Consider the following 26481-nt stretch of genomic DNA (forward strand, 5'->3'; position numbering starts at 1 on the left):
TCACTCATAACGTAGCGCCTCCGCAGGCTGGGTGCGCGCGGCACGCCAGGCTGGGTACAGGGTGGCGAGGAAACTCAGGACCAACGCGGCGGCGCAGACCATCAACACGTCCTGGCTCTGCACTTGCGACGGCAGGTAATCGATGAAATACACGTCGGCGTTCAAGAACTTGTGCCCGATCAGGCCTTCGAGGGCCGAGATCGCGGCGCTGACGTTCAGCGCGGCAAAGATCCCGACCACCGCGCCGATCAGCGTACCGACCACACCAATGACCGTGCCCTGCACCATGAAGATCGCCATGATCGAACCCGGCGTGGCGCCAAGGGTACGCAGAATCGCGATGTCGCCCTTCTTGTCGTTCACCACCATCACCAGCGTGGAAATGATGTTGAACGCAGCGACGGCAACAATCAGCAGCAACAGCAAACCGATCATGGCTTTTTCCATGCGGATCGCCTGATACAGATTGCCGTGGGTGCGGGTCCAGTCGCGCGCGTAGAAATGATCTTCGCCGAGTTCCTGGGCAATGGTCCATGCCACGCGCGGCGCCTGGAACAGGTCGTCGAACTTCAGCCGGATGCCCTGCACCTGATCGGGTTTCCAGCGATGCAGCTTCGCCAGATCCTGCAGGTTGGTGACGCCCAGGTAACCATCGATCTCACCGGCGCCGACATGGAAGATGCCGACCACGGTAAAGCGTTTCATGCGCGGGAACATCCCGGCCGGGGTCACGGTGACTTCCGGCGCCACGAAGGTCAGCTTGTCGCCGACCGCAGCGCCGAGCTTGGCCGCCGCCTTGTCGCCGATGACGATGCCGAAACTGCCCGGCGCCAGGTCGTCGAGTTTGCCCTGCAGCATGAACTTGTCAATGATCGAGACGTTGCGCTCCAGCGCAGGGTCGATGGCATTGAGCAGGACTTTGGAGACCTTACCGTTGTTGGTCAGCAAACCCTGCATCTGGGTGAACGGCGCAACGGCCGTCACCTGCGGGTGCTGCTTGACCTTGGCGGCCAGGCTTTGCCAGTCGCTGATCGGCTCACCGGACTCGATGGTCGCGTGGGGCACCATGCCCAGCACGCGGGTGCGCATCTCATGATCGAAGCCGTTCATGACCGACAACACCACGATCATCACGACCACGCCAAGGGCGAGTCCGATCATCGAGGTCAGGGAAATGAATGACACAAAATGATTGCGACGCTTTGCACGGGTATAACGCGTGCCAATAAATACGAAGAGAGGTCTGAACATGTCGGGGCTTGTTCGGAGGGAATAGGAACGTCCTTGTGGCGGGGGTCGGTAACCAGCTTTACACTCAGACCACCGCCGCTACCATGGGTTCGCCATGTCGACATTAGATGAAGAAGATCGCCGCGAATACTACCGTATCGAGGATTCGATCGCACTGGAAATTCGGCCCCTGTCTGCTCCCGAAGCCGCAGGCCAGGAAGTGTTGCAGGATGCTTCCCCACTCTTCAACTTGCTCAGCGAACTGCACCTGAGCGAATTCGAGTCGCAACACCTGCTGCGCCAGATCAGCGAGCGCGACCGCAACCTCGCGGCCTTCCTGAAATCCCAGAATAAACGCATCGATTTACTCAGCCAGGTGATCGCCATCACCGTGCTCGGGCAGATCGGCGAACCACAGCCGGTGATCATTTCCGAAGGGGGCATCGACTTTCAGCATCCGACCCCGATTGCCGCCGGCGCGCACCTCTCGGTCAAACTGGTGCTGATGCCGCAAGCCCTCGGGCTGCTGCTGCGGGCCCGTGTCACCCATTGCGACCGCAAGGGCGGCGGTTATGACATCGGCACCGAGTTTATGCACCCGACCGATGCGCAACGCCAGTTGCTGGCCCGCTACATCTTGCAGAAGCAGGCCCAGGAACGACGCCTGGCCCGCGAACACATCGAATCAGGCATTTAATTTAAGGAAGAACCGTGACCCTCATCTACGGCCATCGCGGCGCCAAAGGCGAAGCACCGGAAAACACCCTGACCAGCTTTCAGCAATGCCTCAAGCATGGCGTGCGGCGCTGCGAGCTGGACCTGCACCTGTCCATGGACAACGAGTTGATGGTCATCCATGACTCGACACTCAAGCGCACCACCGACCGGCGCGGCAAAGTCGTCGAGCACACCGCCAAGGAGCTGGTGACCTACGACGCGCGCAAGGGCGGCCCGGGCTGGATCAAGCCGTGCCCGATTCCAACGCTGGAAGAACTGTTTGAGAAATGCGATTTCGAGCACTGGCAGCTCGAAGTCAAAAGCGCTTCACGCACGCGCGCCGTCACCACCGTGCTGGCGATCCGCGAAATGGCTCAGCGTTTCGGCCTGCTCGACAAGGTGACAATCACCTCGAGCTCGCGGGAAGTCTTGAAAGCCGCGCAGGACCTGGTGCCGGACGTGTCTCGTGGATTGGTGGCCGAGTACGCCTGGCTCGACCCGTTGAAAGTCGCGCAAAGCTATGGCTGTGAGATTCTGGCGCTGAACTGGACCCTGTGTACGCCGGAACGCCTGCAGAAGGCGCAGCGTCAGGGGCTGCATGTGTCGGTGTGGACAGTCAACGAGCCCGCGCTGATGCGCAGACTCGCCGACTTCGGCGTTGACAGCCTGATTACAGACTTTCCCGGTTTGGCCAGCGCCACGCTCGAGAATTGCTGAAATCGGTCTCCCCGGCCGGCTCAGGCCACCGGCCGGAGCCGCTCAAAAAAGCCGGTTGAGGCCATCGTACGCCGCTACCCGATAGGCTTCAGCCATGGTCGGGTAGTTGAACGTCGTGTTGACGAAGTACTTCAGGGTGTTCAGTTCGCCCGGCTGACTCATGATCGCCTGACCGATGTGCACGATCTCCGACGCCTGATAACCGAAGCAGTGAACGCCCAGCACTTCCAGCGTCTCGCGGTGGAACAGGATCTTCAGCATGCCCTGCGGCTCGCCGGCGATCTGTGCACGCGCCATGCTCTTGAAGAACGCCTTGCCCACTTCGTACGGCACCTTGGCCTGAGTCAGCTCTTGCTCGTTCTTGCCGATCGAGCTGATTTCCGGAATGGTGTAGATGCCGGTCGGCACATCATTCACAAAGCGCCAGCTGTTGTTATCGACGATGCTGCCAGCGGCCGAACGGCCCTGGTCGTGCGCGGCACTGGCCAGGCTCGGCCAGCCGATCACGTCACCGGCACCGTAAATGTTCGGTACGCAGGTGCGGTAGGCTTCGTCGACTTCGATCTGGCCACGGCTGTTGACCTTCACGCCGATGTTTTCCAGACCCAGCTGATCGGTGTTGCCGGTACGGCCGTTGCACCAGAGCAAGGCATCGGCCTTGATCTTCTTGCCGGACTTGAGGTGCAGGATCACGCCGTTGTCCACGCCTTCGACGCGGTCGTACTCTTCGTTGTGGCGAACCGTGATGTTGTTGTTGCTGAAGTGGTAACTCAACGCCTGGGAAATTTCCGAGTCGAGGAAGCTCAGCAACTGACCACGGTTGTCGACCAGCTCAACCAGTACACCCAGGCCACTGAAGATCGACGCGTATTCGCAACCGATCACGCCAGCCCCGTAAACGATGAGTTTGCGCGGGGTGTGGCCGAGGCTGAGGATGGTGTCGCTATCGTAGATACGCGGGTGATGGAAATCGATGTCCGCCGGGCGATACGGGCGCGAACCGGTGGCGATGATGATGTGCTTGGCCACCAGTTTTTCGACCACGCCGTTGGCGCAGACCACTTCGATGGTTTGCTCGTCGGCGAAGCTGCCGGTGCCGAAGAACACGTCGACGCGGTTACGGGCGTAGTAGCCGGTGCGCGAGGCGACTTGTTTGGAAATGACTTTCTCGGCGCTTTTCAACACGTCCGGAAACGAGAACCAGCGCGGCTCACCAATGGCCCGGAACATCGGGTTGGTGTTGAACTGCATGATCTGCCGGACAGAGTGACGCAGTGCCTTGGACGGGATGGTACCCAAGTGGGTGCAGTTGCCGCCGACCTGGCGACGGCTATCGACCATCGCCACCTTGCGCCCTGCTTTGGCGGCGTTCATTGCCGCGCCTTCTCCCGCCGGGCCGGAACCCAGCACCACCACGTCGTAGTTGTAGACAGCCATGCGTACTCCTCAGAACAGGCCGCGGCGCCATCGGCACCTGCGGCTAAATCACGCCGATCTGTGGCGTGAAGGAACAATTTGGGGCCAGTGCAGAACCCGGACACAGTCTATAGAAGCGTCAACGCCGCGCACATTAACCCTTGGTCGCGTCGTAGGCTAGTTTTGCCTGCACTACAACGCCAGTCTTCAATGCCGGGATCGCCGAGATCACTCGGTTTTTCCGCCACTCAAGCGCTCAAAAGCCTGCGTGGTTCGTGTGACGAAACCTGTATCGGCACGAATCACAAAGAATGCACCAATGTCGTGTTTTTCTGCGTAGTCCCAACCACGCTCCGGGCCGAGAATCAGCAACAGCGTCGATAAGCCATCGGCCATCAACGCCGAAGGATTAATCACCGTGACTGACGCCAGGGTGTGTGCGACCGGTGCACCGGTGCGGGCATCGAAGGTGTGGGAATAACGCCGACCGTCCTGTACGAAATAATTGCGGTAGTCACCGGACGTCGACACGCCGTAGCCGTCGACAGCGATCACGCGTTCGGCCACTTGCTGATCATCACGGGGTTCCTCCAAAGCGATGCGCCAGGGCGAGCCGTCGAGCTTCTTGCCAGCCGCCTTGAGTTCACCGGTGGCTTCGGCGAGGTAATTATGGATGCCCAGCTCTTCCAGCCTGGCGGCAATCGTGTCGACTGCGTAACCGGCGGCGATGCTGTTGAAGTCGACTTCGACGGCGGCGTCCTTGCACAACTGATCGCGATCAATGTGCAAGTGCTGGTAACCGACTCGCTGCCGCACTTCGGCGAGGGCCTGGGCAGTGGGCACTTTTTCCTCACGGGCCTGCGGGCCAAAACCCCAGAGATTGAGCAGCGGTTCCACGGTCAGGTCGTAGGAACCTGCGCTTTGTTCCGACAACTGCTCAGCGACGCGGACCAGTTTGAGGATCGACGCGGGCATTTTCTGACAGCGATTGGCGGGGAGATCGTTGAAGCGCTCGATGTCCGAGTCGCTGCGGTAGGTCGACATTTGTTGATCGACGTCTGCGAGGATCTTTTCGACCTCGGCCTGCACCGCTTTCGGCCCGGGCGTGGAGGAATGCCTTACGTATTGAATGGAATAACGACTGCCCATGGTCGGGCCGTCGAAGCGTTCCAGACGATCGCCGTTGCCACAACCGGACAGAACGCCGGCCAGCATCACAACCCCAGACCACCGTCCAGTTAACAAATCTTCATCTCCCCTCAAAACCGCGCCCGCCATTATGGGCCTCAGAGCGCCTGGGAGCGAGGTCTGCCCAGCGCCCGTCAGCAAGACGCAAACCCTGTGGGCTCGCTCCCACAGGTGCAGCGTTTCAAACAAGATTTACCAGCGTGAGTATCTACACATGTCCTCCAACACGAGCAAAGGCAAAGCGATTTTTCGCGTTGTCAGCGGCAATTTTCTCGAGATGTTCGACTTTATGGTCTACGGCTTTTACGCCACGGCCATTGCCAAAACCTTCTTCCCGGCCGACAGCGCTTTCGCTTCCTTGATGTTGTCTTTGGCCACCTTCGGTGCCGGCTTCCTGATGCGCCCGTTGGGGGCGATTTTCCTCGGCGCCTACATCGACCGTCACGGCCGTCGCAAAGGCCTGATCATCACCCTGGCGATGATGGCGGCCGGTACGGTGTTGATTGCCTGTGTGCCGGGTTACGCCACCTTGGGCGTGGCCGCGCCGCTGATCGTGCTGTTCGGTCGACTGCTGCAAGGTTTCTCGGCCGGGGTGGAATTGGGCGGGGTGTCGGTGTACCTGGCGGAAATCTCCACGCCGGGCCGCAAAGGCTTCTTTGTCAGTTGGCAGTCTGCCAGCCAGCAAGCCGCGGTGGTGTTCGCCGGCCTGCTGGGTGTGGGTTTGAACCACTGGCTCAGCCCGGAACAAATGGGTGACTGGGGCTGGCGCGTGCCGTTCCTGATCGGCTGCATGATCGTGCCGGTGATCTTCGTGATTCGTCGGTCGCTGGAAGAAACACCGGAATTCCAGGCGCGCAAACATCGCCCTACCCTGCGGGAAATCGTTCGTTCGATCGGGCAGAACTTTGGCATCGTCATCGCCGGCATGGCGCTGGTGGTGATGACCACCGTGTCGTTCTACCTGATCACCGCTTACACCCCGACCTTCGGCAAAGCCGAGTTGCACCTGTCGGATCTGGATGCGTTGCTGGTGACGGTGTGCATTGGCTTGTCGAACTTCTTCTGGCTGCCGGTGATGGGCGCATTTTCCGACAAAATTGGGCGTAAACCCTTACTGCTGGCGGCGACCATTCTGGCCATCTTCACCGCCTACCCTGCCCTGTCATGGCTGGTGGCGAACCCGAGCTTCAGCCATTTGCTGATTGTCGAGCTGTGGCTGTCGTTCCTGTATGGCTCGTACAACGGCGCCATGGTCGTGGCGCTGACCGAGATCATGCCGGTGGAGGTTCGGACGACCGGTTTCTCGTTGGCCTACAGCCTGGCGACGGCAACCTTCGGTGGGTTTACGCCGGCGGCTTGTACGTACCTGATTCATGTGCTGGACAACAAGGCTGCGCCGGGGATCTGGCTCAGTGGCGCGGCGGTGCTGGGGTTGATTGCGACGCTGGTGTTGTTCCGGGGCAATCGGCATCAATTGCGGACTGCGCAGGCAGCGGTGGTTGGCGGCGCCTGATCGATCGCCTTCGCGGGCAAGCCTCGCTCCTACATTGAAATCGCATACAACCTGTAGGAGCGAGGCTCGCCCGCGAAGAGGCCCGCCCAGCCACCACACTCGCAACTGACAAACCACACAAACAAAAACGCCCCGACCAAAGTCGGGGCGTTTTCGTGTGCAGCTAACTAACGCTTAGCGCGGGAACGATGGCGGGTTTACACCGGCCATGTCTTCCATCACGCGAACCACCTGGCAGCTGTAACCGAACTCGTTGTCGTACCAAACGTACAGAACAACGCGGTTGTCTTGGGTGATGGTCGCTTCAGCGTCCACCACGCCTGCGTGGCGCGAGCCAACGAAGTCGGTGGAAACCACTTCCTGCGAATTGACGTAGTCGATTTGCTTGTGCAGATCGGAGTGCATGGCCATTTGGCGCAGGTACTCGTTGATCTCTTCGCGAGTGGTGGCTTTCTCAAGGTTCAGGTTGAGAATGGCCATCGACACGTTTGGCGTCGGAACGCGGATCGCGTTACCGGTCAGCTTGCCAGCCAGTTCAGGCAGCGCCTTGGCAGCAGCAGTGGCAGCACCGGTCTCGGTGATCACCATGTTCAGCGCGGCGCTACGACCACGGCGATCGCCTTTGTGGAAGTTGTCGATCAGGTTCTGGTCGTTGGTGTACGAGTGAACCGTTTCAACGTGACCGTTGATGATGCCGAACTTGTCGTTGACGGCCTTCAGCACCGGCACGATGGCGTTGGTGGTGCAGGACGCCGCGGAAACGATCTTGTCGTCAGCGGTGATGTCGCCGTGGTTGATGCCGTGAACGATGTTCTTCAGCTTGCCTTTGCCAGGTGCGGTCAGAACAACGCGGTCGATCCCCGGGCAAGCCAAGTGTTGGCCCAGGCCGTCGGCGTCACGCCAGACACCGGTGTTGTCCACCAGCAGTGCGTCTTTGATGCCGTACTGGGTGTAGTCCACTTCAGTCGGGTTTTTCGCGTAGATAACCTGGATCAGGTTGCCGTTGGCGGTGATGGTGTTGTTGGCTTCATCAATGGTGATGGTGCCATCGAACGGACCATGAACCGAGTCACGACGCAACAGGCTGGCACGTTTGACCAGGTCGTTCTCGGCGCCCTTGCGGACAACGATGGCGCGCAGACGCAGGCCGTCGCCACCACCGGTTTTCTCGATCAGGATGCGCGCCAGCAGACGGCCGATACGACCGAAGCCGTACAGAACAACGTCGGTGCCTTTGCGTGCGGAAACGTTTTGTTGGCCAACCACGTCAGCCAGTTCTTCGCGAACGAACTGCTCGACGGAGCGACCATTGCCTTCGGTCTTGAATTTGACCGCCAGCTTGCCCAGGTCTACCGAAGCGGCGCCGAGCTTGAGTTCGCTCATGGCTTTGAGCAGCGGGAATGTTTCGTGGACGGACAGTTCGCTGTCATCGGACTGGCGATGACGAGCAAAGCGGTGAGCTTTGAGAATCGCAATGACTGAACGATTGATCAGGCTGCGGCCATAGATCGAGCTCACCACGTTGTTGTTGCGGTAGAGCTGACCGATTAGCGGAATCATCGCTTCTGCGAGTGCTTCACGGTCGATCCATTCACCAAGACACTGGTCGGGCTTCTGAGTCACGGGAACCTTCCACATGTAGGGGCAGAAAAAAGGGGCTACATTATGCCGCCGAGTGCCTCTCGTAGCAATGCGCGCCTGTCGTGCGAGCAGTAACAATTTCCTGTTCAAAAAACTTACGCTGCGCTGAAGCCCAGTAAAACCGGGCCTTTCAGCGCAGTCAAATTTTTGGAGGTAGCGCTGCCTTGTCCGTAACCATCCGTAACACTGGTTAACTTTGCCACTACATAATTGCCAATTTTCACTAAAAAACGGCCGAATTTTGTCTTTACCACTACATTTTGCCCAACCCGCGTAATAGACATATCTGCAACTGACAGCCGGCACCTGAGGCCGCTACAATTACCGACTTTGTCGCAACGCTTGGAGCTCAACCTTCCGTGCCCGTTCTGCGTCTACCGCTTCTCCCTGCCGCGGCAGGTAAACAGCACTGGGGCAACCTGCCCGGTGCCGCCCTCAGCCTGGCCATTGCCGAGGCTGCCAGCGCTGCCAAGCGCTTTACCCTGCTGCTGACCGCCGACAGCCAAAGTGCCGAACGGCTGGAACAGGAGCTGAGTTTCTTCGCCCCGGATTTGCCGGTGCTGCATTTCCCGGACTGGGAAACCCTGCCCTACGACCTGTTTTCGCCACACCAGGACATCATTTCCCAGCGCATCTCGGCCCTGTATCGGTTGCCGGAGCTGAGCCATGGCGTACTGGTCGTGCCGATCACGACCGCCTTGCATCGCCTGGCGCCGACCAAATTCCTGCTCGGCAGCAGCCTGGTGCTGGACATCGGCCAGAAGCTCGACGTCGAGCAAATGCGCACCCGGCTTGAAGCCAGCGGCTATCGCTACGTCGACACGGTGTACGAGCACGGCGAATTTACCGTACGCGGCTCGCTGATCGATCTGTTCCCGATGGGCAGCAAACTGCCTTTCCGAATCGACCTGTTCGACGACGAAATCGAGACGCTTCGTACCTTCGATCCGGAAAACCAGCGCTCCATCGACAAGGTCGAAACCGTTCGCCTCCTGCCAGCGCGAGAGTTTCCGCTGCAAAAGGACGCGGTCACGCGCTTCAAGGCGCGCTTCCGTGAGCGTTTCGATGTCGACTTCCGTCGCTGCCCGATCTTCCAGGATCTGAGCAGCGGGATTACACCGGCCGGTATCGAGTATTACTTGCCGCTGTTCTTCGATGAAACCTCCACGCTGTTCGACTACCTGCCCCAGGACACGCAAGTGTTCTCCCTGCCGGGCATCGAACAAGCGGCAGAGAACTTCTGGAACGACGTGCGCAATCGTTATGAAGAGCGCCGCGTCGACCCCTCCCGTCCTTTATTGCCACCGGCCGAATTGTTCCTGCCGGTGGAGGATTGCTTCGCGCGCCTGAAGAACTGGCCGCGCGTGGTCGCCAGTCAACAGGACGTGGACACCGGTGTCGGCCGCGAGCGCTTCCCCGCTCGGGAACTGCCGAACCTGGCCATCGAAGCCAAGGCCACCCAACCGTTGGCGGCGCTGGCCGGCTTCCTCGATGAGTTCCCTGGCCGCGTACTGTTTACCGCCGAGTCTGCAGGCCGTCGTGAAGTGCTGCTGGAACTGCTGGAGCGCCTGAAGCTGCGACCGAAAACCGTCGACAGCTGGCCGGATTTTGTCGCGAGCAAGGAGCGCCTGGCGATCACCATCGCCCCGCTCGACGAAGGCCTGGTGCTCGACGACCCGGCACTGGCGCTGGTGGCTGAAAGCCCATTGTTCGGCCAGCGCGTGATGCAGCGTCGTCGCCGCGAGAAACGCGCCGACGCCAACAACGATGCGGTGATCAAGAACCTCACCGAGTTGCGCGAAGGCGCGCCGGTGGTGCACATCGATCACGGTGTCGGTCGCTATCTGGGCCTCGCCACGCTGGAAATCGACAACCAGGCGGCTGAATTCCTCGCCCTTGAATACGCCGAGAACGCCAAGCTTTACGTGCCGGTGGCCAACCTGCACCTGATCGCCCGTTACACCGGCAGCGACGATGCGCTGGCCCCGCTGCATCGTCTCGGTTCCGAGACCTGGCAGAAAGCCAAACGCAAAGCCGCCGAACAGGTGCGCGACGTCGCCGCCGAATTGCTCGACATCTATGCGCGTCGTGCCGCCCGCGAGGGTTATGCCTTCGCCGACCCGAAAGCCGATTACGCAGCCTTCAGCGCCGGCTTCCCGTTCGAAGAAACCCCGGACCAGCAAACCACCATCGAAGCGGTGCGCGCCGACATGCTCGCGCCGAAACCGATGGACCGCCTGGTCTGCGGCGACGTCGGTTTCGGCAAGACCGAGGTGGCGATGCGCGCAGCGTTCATTGCGGTGCACGGCGGTCGTCAGGTGGCGATTCTGGTGCCGACCACCCTGCTCGCCCAGCAACACTACAACAGCTTCCGCGACCGCTTCGCCGACTGGCCGGTGAGCGTGGAAGTGATGAGCCGCTTCAAGTCGACCAAGGAAGTCAACGCCGCGGTCGCGGACCTCGCCGAAGGCAAGATCGACATCGTTATCGGCACGCACAAGCTGCTGCAGGACGACGTCAAAATCAAAAACCTCGGGCTGGTGATCATCGACGAAGAGCACCGTTTCGGTGTCCGCCAGAAGGAACAGCTCAAAGCCCTGCGCAGTGAAGTCGACATCCTCACCCTGACTGCCACGCCGATTCCGCGCACGCTGAACATGGCGGTGTCGGGCATGCGCGACTTGTCGATCATCGCCACGCCACCGGCGCGTCGCCTGTCGGTGCGCACCTTCGTCATGGAGCAGAACAAGAGCACGGTCAAAGAAGCCTTGCTCCGTGAGCTGCTGCGTGGCGGCCAGGTCTACTACCTGCACAACGACGTGAAGACCATCGAGAAATGCGCCGCCGACCTCGCCGAACTGGTACCGGAAGCGCGGATCGGTATTGGCCACGGGCAGATGCGCGAACGCGATCTCGAACAGGTCATGAGCGATTTCTACCACAAGCGCTTCAACGTGCTGATCGCCTCGACCATTATCGAGACCGGCATCGACGTGCCGAGCGCCAACACCATCATCATCGAGCGTGCCGACAAGTTCGGCCTGGCGCAGTTGCACCAGTTGCGCGGTCGCGTCGGTCGCAGCCACCACCAGGCGTACGCTTACCTGTTGACGCCGCCGCGCCAGCAAATCACCCCGGACGCGGAAAAGCGTCTGGAGGCGATCGCCAACACCCAGGACCTTGGCGCGGGCTTCGTGCTTGCCACCAACGACCTGGAAATCCGTGGCGCAGGCGAATTGCTCGGCGACGGTCAGAGCGGGCAGATCCAGGCGGTCGGCTTCACGCTGTACATGGAAATGCTCGAGCGCGCCGTGAAGTCGATCCGCAAGGGCGAACAACCGAACCTCGACCAACCTCTGGGCGGCGGTCCGGAAGTCAATCTGCGGGTACCGGCGTTGATTCCCGAAGACTACCTGCCGGACGTTCATGCTCGACTGATCCTCTACAAACGCATCGCCTCGGCCACCGATGAGGAAGGTCTCAAGGACCTGCAAGTGGAGATGATCGACCGTTTCGGCCTGCTACCGGAGCCGACCAAGAACCTGATGCGCATCACGGCGCTGAAATTGCAGGCCGAGTTGCTGGGCATCAAGAAAGTCGACGGTGGCCCGCAAGGCGGTCGGATCGAGTTCGCCACGCAAACGCCGGTCGACCCGCTGACCCTGATCAAACTGATCCAGAGCCAGCCCAAACGCTACAAATTCGAAGGCGCCACGATGTTTAAATTCCAGGTGCCGATGGAGCGCCCGGAAGAGCGCTTTAATACTGTAGAGGCGCTGTTCGAGCGCCTCATTCCGAAAACTGCTTGAAGGACGCCGCATGCGCCTGTTTCGCTCACTGACCTTGTTGATCACCCTGTTTGCACCGACGGCGTTTGCCGATGATCTGTATCAGGTTGAAATGATTCTGGTCCGCCAAAACGCCGTGCCCGCCATCGTCAGCCGGGCTGCACCGGAGGACTGGGCTGCCGGCGCGCAGCCCGTCAGCCCCGACAGCTTGCTCACACCAAGCCTCAATGGCGAAGTAGAAAAACTCACCGCCAGCAATGAATACACGGTGTTGCTGCACAAAGCCTGGAAGCAGAACCTCGGTGAAGAAGCCAGCAAAGTGGCGATCAGCGACGGTGCGGAACAGTTCGGCCAGTTCCCGATCGAGGGCACGCTGAGCCTGAAACTGGGGCGTTTCACCGACGTCGATGCGGATTTCTGGGTCAATCAGATCGATGCCAATGGCATGGTGACCGCCAGCGAGCGCATGAAGCAGGAAAGCCACACCAAGAACGGCCAGCTGAACTTCCTCGACAACGGCCACCTCGGCCTGCTGATCAAGATCACCTCGCTCACCGCCCCTGCGCCTCGGCCAGTCCCCGATGAAATTCCGGACTGATTGAAGTCCTTATGCCGACCCTGAGCAAACCCCTTGCACCTTCCTGGGTCAGCCGATTCAAGGAACAGAGCCTGGAGCGTGGCCGCCGCTATGCGCTGGAAAACCGCGTCAGGATTGTCGAGGCGGGCGACGCAACGATCATCGCGGCGTGTGAAGGCTCTGGCGGTAACGTTTACCGTCAGACCATTCGCCTGCGCGAGTCAGCGAAAGCCACGTTGCTGATGATCGACGCCACCTGCACTTGCCCGGTCCATAACAACTGCAAGCATTGCGCAGCCGTTTTGCTGAAAGTCCAGGAAACCCTGGCCTACCCCGCCGCCGCACAAGACGCCGAACTGCTGGAAAAGCTCTCGGCGGTGCTGGAAAACCGTAGCCCGAAAGCGCCGCCGCAAGTGCTGGTGGATAACGTGCAACCGGTGCCGCGCCTGTGGCTGGCGAGCATCGAGTTCAGCGCCTTCGAACCGCGCAACGGCAAGATGCAGCGTTACATCCAGCATCGCGCGGCGCTGTCCTTCAGCTATCTGGACGAATACGTTTCCGGGCAGAAGAACGCCGACATCCTGATTCGTCAGGAAGCCCAGACGCTGCGGATAAAACGCCACCCGGAAATCGAACAGGCCTACAGGGAACAGCTAAGAATCCTCGGCTTCAAGGTCGCCACCCGGCAGAGCAAGGCCTTGCCGGAAAGTGCCGGCGAACTCTTCGAGATGGTCAACGACAGTGCCTGGCTGACCTTCACTCTCAACGAGCTGCCGAAGCTGCGCACCCAGGGCTGGGAGTTGCAGATCGACGAGGATTTCGGTTTCGACCTGACCGCTGTCGACGACTGGTACGCCACTGTCGAACAGGCGCCGGAGCGTGACTGGTTCGATCTGGAGCTGGGGATCATCGTCAACGGTGAGCGGCTGAGCCTGTTGCCGATCCTGTTGAACCTGATGCGCTCCCACACCGAAATCCTCAACCCGGAACGCCTCGCCCGCCGGCGCGACGACGAGCTGATTCTGGTGAACATCCCCAACCGTCCGAACTCCGAGTACGGGCCGCTGCAGGTCGCCCTGCCCTTCGGGCGCTTGAAACCGGTGCTGGCGACCCTCGGCGAGTTCTATCTGCAAGGGCCCGGCGAAACCACGCTGCGCCTGAGCAAGGCCGACGCCACGCGGCTGAATCCGCTGGAAGACCTGCCGCTGCTCTGGGAAGGTGGCGAGCAGATCCGCACTTTCGCCCAGCGTTTGCGCGACATCAAGGATTTCACCGCCACTGCACCGGAAGGTTTGAACGCGACTTTGCGTCCGTATCAGCTGGAAGGCCTGAGCTGGATGCAGTCGCTGCGGCAACTGGAAGTCGGCGGAATCCTTGCGGACGACATGGGCCTGGGCAAAACCCTACAAACCCTGGCGCACATTCTCAGTGAGAAAAACGCCGGACGCCTGGACCGGCCGTGCATGGTGGTGATGCCCACCAGCCTGATCCCGAACTGGCTCGACGAAGCGGCGCACTTCACGCCGCAACTCAACGTGCTGGCGCTGTACGGTGCCAGCCGCAAGAAACACTTTGAGCACCTGGCCGATTACGACCTGATCCTGACCACCTACGCGCTGCTGCCCAAAGACGTCGAACGCCTGGCCGCCCAGCCGCTGCACGTGCTGGTGCTGGATGAAGCGCAGTACATCAAGAATCCGAACAGCAAGGCCGCCCAGGCGGCCCGCGAGTTAAACGCTCGCCAGCGCCTGTGCCTGAGTGGCACCCCATTGGAAAACCACTTGGGCGAGCTATGGTCGCTGTTTCACTTCCTGCTGCCCGGCTGGCTCGGCGACATCAAAAGCTTCAACCGCGATTACCGCGTCCCGATTGAAAAGCGCGCCAGTGAAGTAAGGCTTCAGCACCTCAACGGTCGGATCAAACCGTTCCTGTTGCGTCGCACCAAGGAACAAGTGGCCACCGAGTTGCCACCGAAAACCGAGATCATCCATTGGGTCGAGCTCAACGAAGCCCAGCGCGATGTGTACGAAACCATGCGCCTGGCCATGGACAAGAAAGTCCGCGACGAGATCACCCGCAAAGGCGTGGCACGCAGTCAGATCATCATTCTTGAAGCGCTGCTGAAGCTGCGCCAGGTGTGCTGCGATTTGCGTCTGGTCAACGACGCCGCACTGCCCACTCGCGGCAGCACCTCGGGCAAGCTCGACAGCCTGATGGAAATGCTTGAGGAATTGTTCGAAGAAGGTCGGCGGATTCTGCTGTTCTCGCAGTTCACCTCAATGCTGGCGCTGATCGAAGCCGAACTGAAAAAACGCGGGGTTGAATACGCCTTGTTGACCGGGCAGACCCGCGACCGGCGCGCGCCGGTGAAGGACTTCCAGAGCGGCAAGCGTCAGATCTTTTTGATCAGCCTGAAGGCGGGTGGTGTGGGGCTGAACCTGACCGAAGCCGACACGGTGATTCACTATGATCCGTGGTGGAACCCGGCGACGGAAAACCAGGCAACCGACCGCGCGTATCGCATCGGTCAGGAGAAACCGGTGTTCGTCTACAAGATGATTGCCCGGGGCACGGTGGAAGAGAAGATTCAGCACCTGCAGAAGGAAAAGTCCGACCTGGCGGCAGGCGTACTGGATGGACGCTCGGCCGGGGACTGGAAGTTGCAGAGCGATGATATTGAAGCGCTGTTTGCGCCGTTGCCGGATAAGCTGGAGAAGCGCTGAGGTTTGCGGTGTTGGGCAGATCGCTTTCGCGGGCAAGCCTCGCTCCTACAGGTTTGAGTCGACCACGAACCCTGTAGGAGCGAGGCTTGCCCGCGAAGAGGCCACCACTGAAGAAACGCACTATCAGGACTTGGGCTCAGGCAGCGGCGCAAACAACGCCTCAATATCACCTTGCTCAAGCTTCCAGCCGCCCGTCGTTCCGCCTTCCAGCACCGCCCCGGCCAATGCAGCCTTCTCCTGCTGCAGCGCCTGTATTTTCTCTTCCACCGTGCCTCGGGCAATCAGCTTGTAGACGAACACCGGTTTGTTTTGCCCGATCCGGTAGGCACGGTCGGTCGCCTGATTTTCGACCGCCGGGTTCCACCAGGGATCGAAATGAATGACCGTGTCGGCCGCGGTCAGGTTCAAGCCTGTGCCGCCGGCCTTCAAACTAATCAGAAACAACGGCACGTTGCCGCTCTGGAAATCCTTGACCGGGGTGCGTCGATCCGTTGTTTCACCGGTCAGCAATGAGTAGCCGAGGCCCCGTTGCTGCAACTCTTCCTCGATCAAGGCGAGCATCGAAGTGAACTGCGAAAACAGCAAAACCTTGCGACCTTCGCTGAGCAACTCCTCCAGCATCTCCATCAGGCTGAGCAGTTTTCCACTACCCGAACGAAGGGCCTTTGCAGTCAGCGGCGCCTTGACCAACCGCAGATCGCAGCACACCTGACGCAGCTTGAGCAGCGCATCCAGGATAATGATTTGACTGCGTCCAACACCGCTGCGGGCAATTTCATCACGGACCTTCTTGTCCATGGCCACGCGCACGGTTTCATACACATCCCGTTGCCCTTCACTGAGTTCCACCCAATGCACAATCTCGGTTTTCGGCGGCAATTCGGTTGCCACCTGATCTTTTTTGCGACGCAGCAGAAAGGGTTTTATCCGGGCAGTCAGATGTTGCATCCTCTCGGCATTACCGTGCTTCTCGATCGGTGTGCGGTAATCGCGATTGAAGGTCTTGCTGTCGCCAAGCCAACCGGGCAGCAAAAAGTGAAACTGTGACCACAGTTCGCCGAGGTGGTTTTCCAGCGGTGTGCCGGACAGACACAATCGTTGCCGGGCCTGTAGATCTCGGGCGGCCTGAGCGGCTTTGCTAAGTGGGTTCTTGATGTTTTGCGCCTCATCGAGAATCAACACACTCCAGGCTTGAGGCTGCAACACCTCCAGGTCTCGCGGTAGCAACGCGTAGGTGGTCAACACCAAGTCGTAGTCGGCAAGGCTGGCAAAGTCTTTTTGCCGCGCGGCGCCATGAAGCGCCAACACCTTCAACTGCGGGGTAAAACGCAGTGATTCGTCGAGCCAGTTCGGGATCAGGCTGGTGGGCATCACGGCAAGTGCCGGACGATCAAGCCGCCCGGCCTGTTTTTCCGTCAGCAAGTGAGCCAGGGTTTGCAACGTTTTCCCCAGGCCCATGTCGTCGCCAAGGATGCCGCCGACCTCCAGCTCGCGAAGGGTCTGCATCCAGTTCAACCCTTCGAGCTGATACGGTCGCAGCGTCGCCTTCAGACCCTCGGGCGCCAGCACCTGCACATGAGTCGACTCACGCAAGCGATTCGCGAAACGGCGCAGTCGCTCACCGCCCTGCCAGACCAGAGGCACACCGTCCAGTGCACTCAGCCGCGCCGCATCCGGAGCACTCAAACGCAAGGAGTCACCCTCGTGGGCCCCCAGGTACAACTCGCCCAGCGTGGCCATCAACGGTTTGATCCGGCCATAGGGCAGCGCGACTTTCGTGCCGGTACCGGGACCTAATCGCCCACCGCCGAGCTCGATCAACACGTGTTCATCATCGTTGCGCTGGGCCAGGCTTGCGGGGTCCATCAGCTGTGGCTGGCTGCGCAGCAAATGCAGCAAGATGGGCAGCAGGCTGTGACGCTCACCGTTGACGACGATACCCAGTTGCAGATCGAACCACTGGTGTGCCGACTCTTCTTCGACTTCTGCATACCACTCCTCTACGGGCTGCAAGTTGAAGTGAAAGTTATCGCTGATATCGATCAGCCAATTTTTCTTTCGCAGCACCGGGACCCCATCCTGCACAAAGGCAAGCCAGGCCGCGTCATCCGGCAGGGTTAACATTTCGCCTGGACGATCCAGGCTGCTTTTGCGCGAGGCCTTTTTAAAACCGTGTTTTTGCAGGGCTTGGCGCAAAGTCTTTTCGGCGACGGGGTTACGCTGGATACGCTGGGTTTCAGTACCCGAAAGGATCAACACTTCCGGATTCCTGTCCACCGTTGGATGCCCGTTGTAGGTAAACACGAATGCAGCACGGTGCTCTGGCTCGTATCGCCAACGGATGTAACGCTTGCCGCTGGCGAGGGTCAGGTGCGCCTGAGGAAAAACATCCTCAATGACCCGCTCTGTCAGGGTGTGCGGCGACGGCACTACCCGGGTCGCGGCACTCATCCGTTGACTGAACTGCAGCGCCTGACCCGCTGGGATATCGGGGGCCAACGACAAGTGACAGGCCAGTTTTTCATCCAGCTCGCTAAACAGCAGTCCGACTTGCAACCGCTCGCGATCGAGATAGTACAGCGGCTCCAGGGCCAGGATGGTTTCCACTGGGGCTTCATCGCTGCCCCATTGAGGACGAAAACTGCCGTTGGCTTGTTCGGCCCAGGCGAACTGACCTGTTCTCTTCATGCCTGGCGTCAGGGGTTGCAACTGTTCCAGATCAAGGAACAGCCGCGAGGTTCTCAACAGCATCTCGAGGAGCTCGGCCCCACTACTGCCTTGTAACGGATAGCCGCTGTAATACGCGTGGTGGGAGTGAACGGCAACCAGCAACCGGGCGATTCGAAGATCCAGTTCAGTCAGGTATCCGGGTTGACGTATCAGTATGTCCCCCATGGAATACATCGACTTGATGTCTTGCAAGCCACCACTCTTGAGTTGCCGGGCCTTGAAAATTTCCAGTGTCCATTTCCCGGCAGCTGGCGTTGCCTTGAGCTTGTACACCAGGCATGTGCCTGTGCCCTGCGCCGACTCTCCAGGGGAATTGCCAGCAGAAGGAATACCGTCGAGCCAGCGCTCCAATTCACTATTCAGGTGAACCTGGACGGCATTTCCAGGCGTTTCAATGGGATTATCCTGCAGGTAATAGATGACCGCGGCGCAATGCTTGCAATTGAACATGACAGGGCAAGTACACGTGCAGCGGAGCCGTGGCCCACGGTTGTCTACAGTGAGCTCAATGACTTGCTCGTATGCCTGCGCCTCGGAGCCGATACAGGTGGCGACCACCATCACGTCATCGAATTGTTCGATCTCTATCCGATCCTCATCCGCATAATCGCGAGCTTTTTCCAGAGCGCGATGACTGAACACCTTTGCCCAAGGTAGCGCATGAAGTTGCTCAATTATTGTCGTCATGGGATCAACGCCGCTTAAAACCAAATGAATCGTGAAGCGGCCAGACACACCACCTGAACGTTGATGTTCAACCCGCCAACACCCGTGCCAACGTCGATTGGACTTTCCCCATCCCGTCCCGCAGCGCCTGCTCGATCTCGGCCATGGTGATCACCGACGCGGACTTGCCCGCCGCCGGGTTCAGAACCAGTGCCAGACAGGCGTAATCCAGGTCCAGCTCACGGGCCAGCGCCGCTTCCGGCATCCCGGTCATGCCGACGATGTCGCAGCCGTCACGCTCCAGCCTGGCGATTTCAGCGGCAGTTTCCAGCCTCGGCCCTTGGGTGCAGGCGTACACGCCCTGCCCGCTGTAGCCAACCCCTTCAGCCGCCAACGCGGCGATTAACTGCTGACGCAGCGGCTCGCTGTAGGGGTAGCTGAAATCGATGTGGGTCACCTGTTCCAGGTCATCGGCGAAATAGGTGTGTTCACGACCGCTGGTGTAATCAATCAATTGATGCGGTACGCAGAAATGCCCGGTCCCCATTGCCGCATGAATCCCACCCACGGCGTTGACCGCAAGAATCGCTTCGGCCCCGGCCTGTTTCAGCGCCCAGAGGTTGGCGCGGTAGTTGACCTGATGCGGCGGAAAACGGTGAGGATGGCCATGACGCGCGAGGAACAGCACTTCTTTGCCGGCGAATTCGCCGATCTGTACCTCGGCCGAGGGCGCGCCGTACGGGGTATCCACGGCCAATGACTGACGAATGCTCAAGCCCTGGAGTTGAGTCAGGCCGGTGCCACCGATAATCGCGTAAACCGTCATGGCGAAACGTCCTCAGTCGATCAGTTGAGCTTCTTTGAGCGCGCCGACAGCCGCGAGCCAGCGCGGGTCTTGACGGTATTCGGTGCCGGCGAACGATTGCCCACGCATCCGTGCAATACGCGGCGACGGCTTGACCTTCAAACGTTGGGCAGCGCTCAGGGCCAATTCTGCGGCTGCACGGTCATTGCACACCAGGCCCATGTCGCAGCCGGCGGTTAGCGCGGCTTCGATACGGCTGGCGGCATCACCGACCACATGAGCGCCGGCCATCGACAGGTCATCGCTGAAGATCACGCCATCGAATTGCAACTCGCCGCGCAGGATGTCCTGCAACCAACGACGGGAGAAACCGGCGGGCTGGGAATCAACCTGTGGATAAATGACGTGGGCCGGCATGACAGCGGCCAGTTGCTTGCTCAACTTGGCGAACGGCACCAGGTCGTTGGCGCGGATCTCGTCGAGGCTGCGCTCATCGTTTGGAATCGCGACGTGGGAATCCGCCTCGGCCCAGCCGTGACCGGGGAAGTGTTTGCCGGTGGCGGCCATGCCGGCGCTGTTCATGCCGCGAATGAAGGCACCGGCCAGCAGCGCTGCGCGCTCGGGGTCGCCTTCGAACGAGCGGGTGCCAACCACGGCGCTGCGTTGGTAATCCAGATCAAGCACCGGGGCGAAACTCAGGTCGAGGCCGACCGCGAGGACTTCAGTCGCCATGATCCAGCCGCATTGTTCGGCCAGGTAATCGGCATTCGGGTTGTCGGCAATGGCGCGCATGGCCGGCAGTCGCACGAAACCGTGACGCAGACGCTGGACCCGACCGCCCTCCTGGTCAACGGCCAGCAGCAGGTCAGGACGAACGGCACGGATTGCGGCGCTCAACTCGCGCACTTGGCGCGGGTGCTCGATGTTACGGGCAAAAATGATCAGGCCACCCACTTCGGGTTGACGCAACAGTTGGCGATCTTCAGCCGTCAGCCAGGTACCGGCGACGTCCACCATCAACGAGCCTTGCAGGCCAGCAGTCATAGAGATTCCTTGATAATGATAAACCCGACTCGCACAAATTCGCCGCCATGGGCTGTGCCCGGCAGGTCGGCGAAATTGAGCGGAAGCGGGTTCAGAACGAGAGTCGGCATGGGCGGCTAGCTTAGCGGATGTAAGCTGCTGCGCCCACCCGTGCGCGGTTAAACCTTGGCGGCAACCTGTGTCGATTTGCTGCGCGGACGCAGTTGCGCGGTGGCCATGGCGGTGTCGGTGACGCCGCTTTCAGCACGCATGCCGGCGGCCAGGAATGGCACCATCAGACGCATCACTTGCTCGATCGAGGTGTTCACACCGAAGTCGGTCTCGGCAATCGCGCGCAAGGCCTTGATCCCGGACATGCTGAATGCAGCAGCGCCAAGCATGAAGTGCACACGCCAGAACAGTTCAATCGGCGGAATGCGCGGCGCGGCTTCGTTGACCAGCATCATGTAGCGGCGGAACACCTTGCCGTACATGTCTTCCAGATACCGACGCAAGTGTCCCTGGCTCTGACTGAAGGCCAGACCCAGCAAACGCATGAAAATGGACAGATCGTTACCGCTGCGTGGCTGCACCACCAGGGCCTGCTCGACGAGTATTTCCAGCAACTCTTCGAGAGACGGCTTGTTCTCTGGCTTGGCTTGACGCCGCTCCAGCTCTTTATCGAGACTCAAGCAGAACGGTCCGAGAAAACGCGAGAACACCGCTTGAATCAGCGCTTTCTTCGAGCCGAAGTGATAGTTCACCGCCGCCAGATTGACACCAGCCTTGCTGGTGATCAGACGCAACGAGGTTTCGGCGAAACCTTTTTCCGCGAACAACTGCTCGGCAGCATCGAGAATGCGTTCAACGGTTTCCGACTGGGCCATGGCTACTCCGCCTGACAAACACTTGTTTGAAACATACGTTTCAGCCCAGGCCTTGTCAAGCCTGGCGGTTCGTTTTGGGAATGGTCGGTCAGCTATTTAACCATACATCAGCGAAGCATTAATAAGCAGGCTCATCGACCGTCTGGCGGTCGGTAAAAAAAGGAGCATTGCCAAGACCGTTTCACTGTATATAATCCCAGTCACTGTATAAAAAGACAGAGCGATCAATATGCTAAAGCTGACGCCACGCCAAGCAGAGATTCTGGCCTTCATCAAACGCTGCCTAGAAGACAACGGCTACCCGCCGACCCGTGCGGAAATCGCTCAGGAACTGGGCTTCAAGTCGCCCAACGCGGCGGAAGAACACCTCAAGGCGCTGGCCCGCAAGGGTGCGATCGAGATGACGCCTGGCGCCTCCCGCGGCATTCGCATCCCGGGCTTTGAAGCCAAGGCCGATGAGTCCACCCTGCCGATCATTGGCCGAGTGGCTGCCGGTGCACCTATTCTCGCCCAACAGCACATCGAAGAGTCTTGCAACATCAACCCTTCGTTCTTCCATCCTCGCGCCGACTACCTACTTCGGGTCCACGGCATGAGCATGAAGGACGTGGGCATCTTCGACGGCGACCTGTTGGCAGTCCATACCACCCGCGAAGCCCGCAATGGCCAGATCGTGGTGGCACGGATCGGCGACGAAGTCACCGTCAAGCGCTTCAAGCGCGACGGCAGCAAAGTCTGGTTGCTGGCCGAAAACCCTGAGTTCGCACCTATCGAAGTCAACCTGAAAGATCAGGAACTGGTGATCGAAGGCTTGAGTGTTGGCGTCATTCGCCGCTAAAGGAGGCTTTATGCAGTTCCCACACACACCACAGCAAGCCCAACTGCCGTTGTTCGAGGCGTTCATGGTGCAGCCGCTGGCGCCGATTCTGAAAGACGTGGTCGAGTCGCCCTGGAGCGCCGAACCGGAAGTCTTCAGCGAGCTGTCGCTGCGTGGTGCGGCCGGGAACTGCCTGAACCTTCTGGCACCCATCCTCAGGGAACTGAGCCAGGATCAGGACGCACGCTGGCTGACGTTGATCGCCCCGCCCGCCAGCCTGACCCAGGCCTGGTTGCGTGATGCCGGCCTGAATCGCGAACGCATCCTGTTGCTGCAACCACGTGGCACTCAGAGCGCTCAGCAACTGACTTGCGAAGCGCTTCGCCTCGGCCGCAGCCACACAGTCGTGAGCTGGCTCAACCCGTTGAACACCACCTCACGGCAACAGCTGATCAGCGCCGCCCGGACCGGGGATGCACAAAGTTTGAATATTCGATTGGGCTAACTGAGAAACAAGGCGCGCGGCGAACAGCGCGAGGCTTCTCCAAGGACAGAGAAGCCGATCTGTAATGGTCTCGCAAGAAACCGACGGGCGGGAATCAATGTAGGACCCGCGCGGCCTCATCTGTATTGAAATCACCTTCAACCAGACGTCCGGCCATCTGAACGCCGACGCTCAACATCGCCTTGGCGACTTCCACGTGCTGACCTTGCAGGAACACTTTGGCATCCTCGGAGAAATCCAAAGTAACCAGAGAACCCTCGTCCTCAGCCCTGCGCAGCTCAATTCGGCCGTCTGGCAACTCGACAATTTCTAGAAAGGACGTTGGCATAAAGGTTTGTTCTCCACGAAAGGCGGGGATTATATAGGCATCAGTCAGGGTTCGCTCAGGATCTTGACCAGATGTCATCAAGAAGAGAAGTGTCCGACAGCACTCTTCTCTGCAATGGACAGCCTTCCGTGCCATCCAACAAAACACTCAATCCTTTAGCACTCGTTCAACCCTTCGCGAAACCGAATCGCCAGGCCTTTGAGGTTTTGACGCCAGCTCTCCAGCTCTTCACGGCTCAGCTCCTGAGACGCCTCTTCCTCATCCAGGTTGACCGCCAGGATCAGTGGCTGCGTCACGTCGCCCTTGGGTTTGTGCGGTGCCCGAGGTGGTTGAAACAGCGCCGCGTGGGCCGCCAGCAGCTTGGCCAGCCAGGTTTCGGAATTGTTGGCCAACTCGACCATTTCTGCCATTTCAGGAATGGCGATGGTTTCCAGCACTTCGCGGGTCAACAGCATCTCGGCCCGAGGCGCATTGGCCTGTGGCAGTCGATAGAAGCCGGCGATTTCATGGCACAGCCCCAGCAGCGCACCGTACAGGTGAAACAACGCCGATTCGCGCCCAGCCTGAATCAGCGCCAGGGAATTCATCGCCCGCCCTTCTTCGGCCTTGGCGAGTGCTTCCAGCGACAGGCCGGCGAAATAAATCTTCTGGTTGGTACGGGTATAGAGTTCGTGGGCCATGACGGCAGCCTCCACAACGAAATAATTGCTTCACGCAGGTCGGACAGTGTCGCGGATCAGCTCTGCCTATCGCAAGCACTGTCTACGTGCCCCGGTAGGAGCGAGCTCACGATGGACCACAGAGCGCTGCGTATATCCAGAAAGCACGCGTTTTCGTTAACGACCATCGCGAGCGAGCTCGCTCCTACGGGGGCGAAACAAAAAGGCCGCATGAAAACCCGAGGATTGTCATGCGGCCTTTTGCATTCAGCGCCTTTTTACGCCTTGGCGGCTGGACGCTTGTCTTCAACCGTCCACTTGCCGCCGTCGTAGTACGCCTTCCAGCCAGTCGGCTTACCGTCGACTTCAGTCTGTACGTACTGCTCTTTGGTCTTGCGGCTGTAGCGGATCACTGCTGGCAAGCCGTCCGGGTCTTTCTTCGGCGCTTCGCAGAGGAAATGGTACTTCGGATCGATCTCATCCTTGTGCGGCACGATCTCGATCACCAGCGGAGCACGGGTCTCGCGGTTTTTCGGGAATTGACTCGCCGCCAGGAACAGGCCGGATGCACCGTCGCGCAGGATGTAGGTGTCGTTGACCTTTTCGCATTTCAGCTCAGGCATCTTCACTGGGTCCATCTTCGGCGGCGCCGCGTCACCGCTTTTCAGCAGTTTGCGGGTGTTCTTGCAGGTCGCGTTGGTGCAACCGAAGAACTTGCCGAAACGGCCGGTCTTGAGCTGCATCTCACTGCCACACTTGTCGCACTCCAGGCTCGGACCTTCGTAGCCCTTGATGCGATAGGTGCCCTCTTCGATTTCGTAGCCGTCGCAATCCGGGTTGTTACCGCAGATGTGCAGCTTGCGCTTCTCGTCGAGCAGGTAAGCGTCCATCGCCGTGCTGCAGATCGGGCAACGGTGCTTGCCACGCAGAACCAGGGATTCCGATTCACCCTCATCATCCGCGGCAATTTCGTCGCCAGGCACCAGGTTGACGGTGGCCTTGCAGCGTTCTTTCGGTGGCAGGCTGTAGCCCGAGCAACCGAGGAACACGCCCGTCGATGCGGTACGGATCTGCATCGGACGACCGCACACCACGCACGGAATGTCAGTCATCACCGGCTGGTTGGCACGCATGCCGCCTTCGGCGCTTTCGGCCACTTCGAGTTTCTTCTTGAAGTCGCCGTAGAACTCGTCGAGCACGTTTTTCCAGTCGCGTTCGCCCTGGGCCACGTCATCGAGGTTCTCTTCCATGCCGGCGGTGAAGCCATAGTCCATGAGGTTCGAGAAGCTTTCAGCCAGGCGCTCGGTAACGATGTCACCCATCTTTTCCGAATAGAAACGACGGTTATGCAGCGCTACGTAGCCACGGTCCTGGATGGTCGAAATGATCGCCGCGTAGGTCGAAGGACGACCGATGCCGCGTTTTTCCATTTCTTTAACCAGGCTCGCTTCCGAGTAACGCGCAGGCGGCTTGGTGAAGTGCTGGGTCGGATCAAGCTTGATCAGCTTCATCGCGTCGCCCTGGGCCATGTCTGGCAGCACGTCGTCATCACCCGGCTTGGCGATCTGCGGCATCACGCGGGTGTAACCGTCGAACTTGAGGATGCGGCCCTTGGCGCGCAGCTCGAAGTCGCCGGCACCGACGGTGACCGTGGTCGACAGGTATTGCGCCGGCAGCATCTGGCAGGCGAGGAACTGGCGCCAGATCAGCTCGTAGAGCCGCTCAGCATCACGCTCCATGCCCGACAGCTTGCTTGGCTCGGTGTTGGCGTCGGACGGACGAATCGCTTCGTGAGCCTCTTGTGCGCCTTCCTTGCTGCTGTAGACGTTCGGGTTTTCCGGCAGGTACTTCTTGCCGAACTCGCCTTCAATATACGTACGCGCCATCGTTACGGCATCAACCGAAAGGTTGGTGGAGTCGGTACGCATATAGGTGATGTAGCCGGCTTCGTACAAACGCTGGGCCATCATCATGGTTTTCTTCACACCGAAGCCCAGGCGGTTACTCGCGGCCTGTTGCAGGGTGGACGTAATGAACGGCGCCGATGGCTTGCTGCTGGTCGGCTTGTCTTCGCGCTTGACAATGCTGTAGCTGGAAGCCTTGAGCTTCTCCAGCGCGGCCATGGCCTGGGCTTCGTTGAGCGGCTTAAAGGCTTCGCCTTTCTCACGGGCCACGTCGAAGCGCACGGTGGCGCCCTTGGCGGTGCCGAGGTCGGCGTGGACTTCCCAGTACTCTTCGGGGTTGAACGCGCGGATTTCACGCTCACGCTCGACCACCAGCTTCACGGCGACCGATTGCACGCGACCGGCGGACAGGCCGCGAGCGACCTTGGCCCACAGCAGCGGCGAAACCATGTAACCCACCACGCGGTCGAGGAAGCGACGCGCCTGCTGGGCGTTGACACGGTCGATGTCCAGTTCGCCGGGCTTGGAGAAGGCTTCCTGAATCGCCTTCTTGGTGATTTCGTTGAACACCACGCGCTTGTAGCGGCTGTCGTCACCACCGATGGCTTCGCGCAGGTGCCAGGCAATGGCTTCCCCCTCGCGATCCA

Annotated in this window: 19 protein-coding genes; 8 read left to right on the forward strand and 11 right to left on the reverse strand. The window is 59.9% G+C overall.

Annotated features, from left to right (window positions below; genetic code table 11):
* Complete coding sequence (locus ACIPL2_RS05170) at positions 1-1251, reverse strand: lipoprotein-releasing ABC transporter permease subunit (protein WP_401353627.1); 1251 nt, start codon at positions 1249-1251, stop codon at positions 1-3.
* Positions 1252-1345: 94 nt separating this feature from the next.
* Here ACIPL2_RS05170 and ACIPL2_RS05175 point away from each other — a divergent pair, with 94 nt between their 5' ends.
* Together ACIPL2_RS05175 and ACIPL2_RS05180 are read left to right on the forward strand one after the other, a co-directional pair.
* Entirely contained in the window at positions 1346-1927 is a 582-nt protein-coding gene (locus ACIPL2_RS05175) for a PilZ domain-containing protein (protein ID WP_401353629.1), read from the forward strand.
* Between the two features lie 14 nt (positions 1928-1941).
* Entirely contained in the window at positions 1942-2664 is a 723-nt protein-coding gene (locus ACIPL2_RS05180; RefSeq protein WP_401353631.1) for a glycerophosphodiester phosphodiesterase, read from the forward strand.
* Between the two features lie 42 nt (positions 2665-2706).
* Here the strand turns inward: ACIPL2_RS05180 and sthA are convergent, their stop codons facing one another.
* Together sthA and ACIPL2_RS05190 are read right to left on the reverse strand one after the other, a co-directional pair.
* Positions 2707-4101: a Si-specific NAD(P)(+) transhydrogenase gene (gene sthA, locus ACIPL2_RS05185; protein ID WP_401353633.1), complete on the reverse strand. Its 1395-nt coding sequence runs from the start codon at positions 4099-4101 to the stop codon at positions 2707-2709.
* Positions 4102-4308: 207 nt separating this feature from the next.
* The gene (locus ACIPL2_RS05190; RefSeq protein WP_401353635.1) at positions 4309-5295 is read right to left on the reverse strand and encodes an FAD:protein FMN transferase; all 987 of its coding nucleotides are present in this window, start codon (positions 5293-5295) and stop codon (positions 4309-4311) included.
* Positions 5296-5482: 187 nt separating this feature from the next.
* On the opposite strand from ACIPL2_RS05190, the gene ACIPL2_RS05195 reads away from it, so the two are divergent.
* Positions 5483-6781 (forward strand): MFS transporter, encoded by a 1299-nt coding sequence (locus ACIPL2_RS05195; RefSeq protein ID WP_401353637.1) that lies wholly within the window; start codon positions 5483-5485, stop codon positions 6779-6781.
* A gap of 174 nt (positions 6782-6955) precedes the next feature.
* On the opposite strand, the gene ACIPL2_RS05200 is transcribed toward ACIPL2_RS05195, so the two are convergent.
* Entirely contained in the window at positions 6956-8419 is a 1464-nt protein-coding gene (locus tag ACIPL2_RS05200; RefSeq protein ID WP_401353639.1) for a glyceraldehyde-3-phosphate dehydrogenase, read from the reverse strand.
* 362 nt (positions 8420-8781) lie between these two features.
* On the opposite strand from ACIPL2_RS05200, the gene mfd reads away from it, so the two are divergent.
* Genes mfd through ACIPL2_RS05215 form a run of 3 tightly spaced genes read left to right on the forward strand, consistent with a single transcriptional unit; the run spans position 8782 to position 15510 of the window.
* Complete coding sequence (gene mfd / locus ACIPL2_RS05205) at positions 8782-12231, forward strand: transcription-repair coupling factor (RefSeq protein ID WP_401353641.1); 3450 nt, start codon at positions 8782-8784, stop codon at positions 12229-12231.
* A 10-nt stretch (positions 12232-12241) separates the two neighbouring features.
* Positions 12242-12808, forward strand: a complete 567-nt coding sequence (locus ACIPL2_RS05210; protein WP_401353643.1) for a CsiV family protein — start codon at positions 12242-12244, stop codon at positions 12806-12808.
* Between the two features lie 11 nt (positions 12809-12819).
* On the forward strand, positions 12820-15510 hold the full coding sequence (locus ACIPL2_RS05215; protein WP_401353644.1) for a DEAD/DEAH box helicase: 2691 nt from the start codon (positions 12820-12822) through the stop codon (positions 15508-15510).
* Positions 15511-15633: 123 nt separating this feature from the next.
* On the opposite strand, the gene ACIPL2_RS05220 is transcribed toward ACIPL2_RS05215, so the two are convergent.
* The 4 genes from ACIPL2_RS05220 to ACIPL2_RS05235 form a co-directional block, all read right to left on the reverse strand.
* The gene (locus ACIPL2_RS05220; RefSeq protein ID WP_401353646.1) at positions 15634-18927 is read right to left on the reverse strand and encodes an SNF2-related protein; all 3294 of its coding nucleotides are present in this window, start codon (positions 18925-18927) and stop codon (positions 15634-15636) included.
* Positions 18928-18994: 67 nt separating this feature from the next.
* Positions 18995-19732 carry an S-methyl-5'-thioinosine phosphorylase gene (locus ACIPL2_RS05225; protein WP_401353648.1) on the reverse strand — a complete coding sequence of 246 codons (738 nt, stop codon included), beginning with the start codon at positions 19730-19732 and terminating at the stop codon, positions 18995-18997.
* Between the two features lie 12 nt (positions 19733-19744).
* A complete protein-coding gene (nagZ, locus tag ACIPL2_RS05230; RefSeq protein ID WP_401353650.1) occupies positions 19745-20755 on the reverse strand; it encodes a beta-N-acetylhexosaminidase in 1011 nt (336 codons plus the stop codon).
* Positions 20756-20913: 158 nt separating this feature from the next.
* Complete coding sequence (locus ACIPL2_RS05235) at positions 20914-21621, reverse strand: TetR/AcrR family transcriptional regulator (protein ID WP_401353652.1); 708 nt, start codon at positions 21619-21621, stop codon at positions 20914-20916.
* A gap of 229 nt (positions 21622-21850) precedes the next feature.
* On the opposite strand from ACIPL2_RS05235, the gene lexA reads away from it, so the two are divergent.
* Positions 21851-22459 (forward strand): transcriptional repressor LexA, encoded by a 609-nt coding sequence (lexA, locus tag ACIPL2_RS05240; RefSeq protein ID WP_401353654.1) that lies wholly within the window; start codon positions 21851-21853, stop codon positions 22457-22459.
* Between the two features lie 10 nt (positions 22460-22469).
* Positions 22470-22943, forward strand: coding sequence for an SOS-induced cell division inhibitor SulA (gene sulA, locus ACIPL2_RS05245; RefSeq protein ID WP_401353656.1), 474 nt, complete (start codon positions 22470-22472; stop codon positions 22941-22943).
* Positions 22944-23037: 94 nt separating this feature from the next.
* Here the strand turns inward: sulA and ACIPL2_RS05250 are convergent, their stop codons facing one another.
* The 3 genes from ACIPL2_RS05250 to topA all read right to left on the reverse strand — a co-directional run.
* Positions 23038-23271, reverse strand: coding sequence for a hypothetical protein (locus ACIPL2_RS05250; RefSeq protein ID WP_401353658.1), 234 nt, complete (start codon positions 23269-23271; stop codon positions 23038-23040).
* A 155-nt stretch (positions 23272-23426) separates the two neighbouring features.
* Positions 23427-23951, reverse strand: a complete 525-nt coding sequence (locus ACIPL2_RS05255; RefSeq protein WP_401353660.1) for a DUF6586 family protein — start codon at positions 23949-23951, stop codon at positions 23427-23429.
* A 257-nt stretch (positions 23952-24208) separates the two neighbouring features.
* A partial coding sequence (gene topA / locus ACIPL2_RS05260) for a type I DNA topoisomerase (RefSeq protein WP_401353662.1) occupies positions 24209-26481 on the reverse strand: 2273 nt, incomplete at its 5' end.

The organism is Pseudomonas sp. NPDC086251, from assembly GCF_044746405.1.
Classification (GTDB): domain Bacteria; phylum Pseudomonadota; class Gammaproteobacteria; order Pseudomonadales; family Pseudomonadaceae; genus Aquipseudomonas.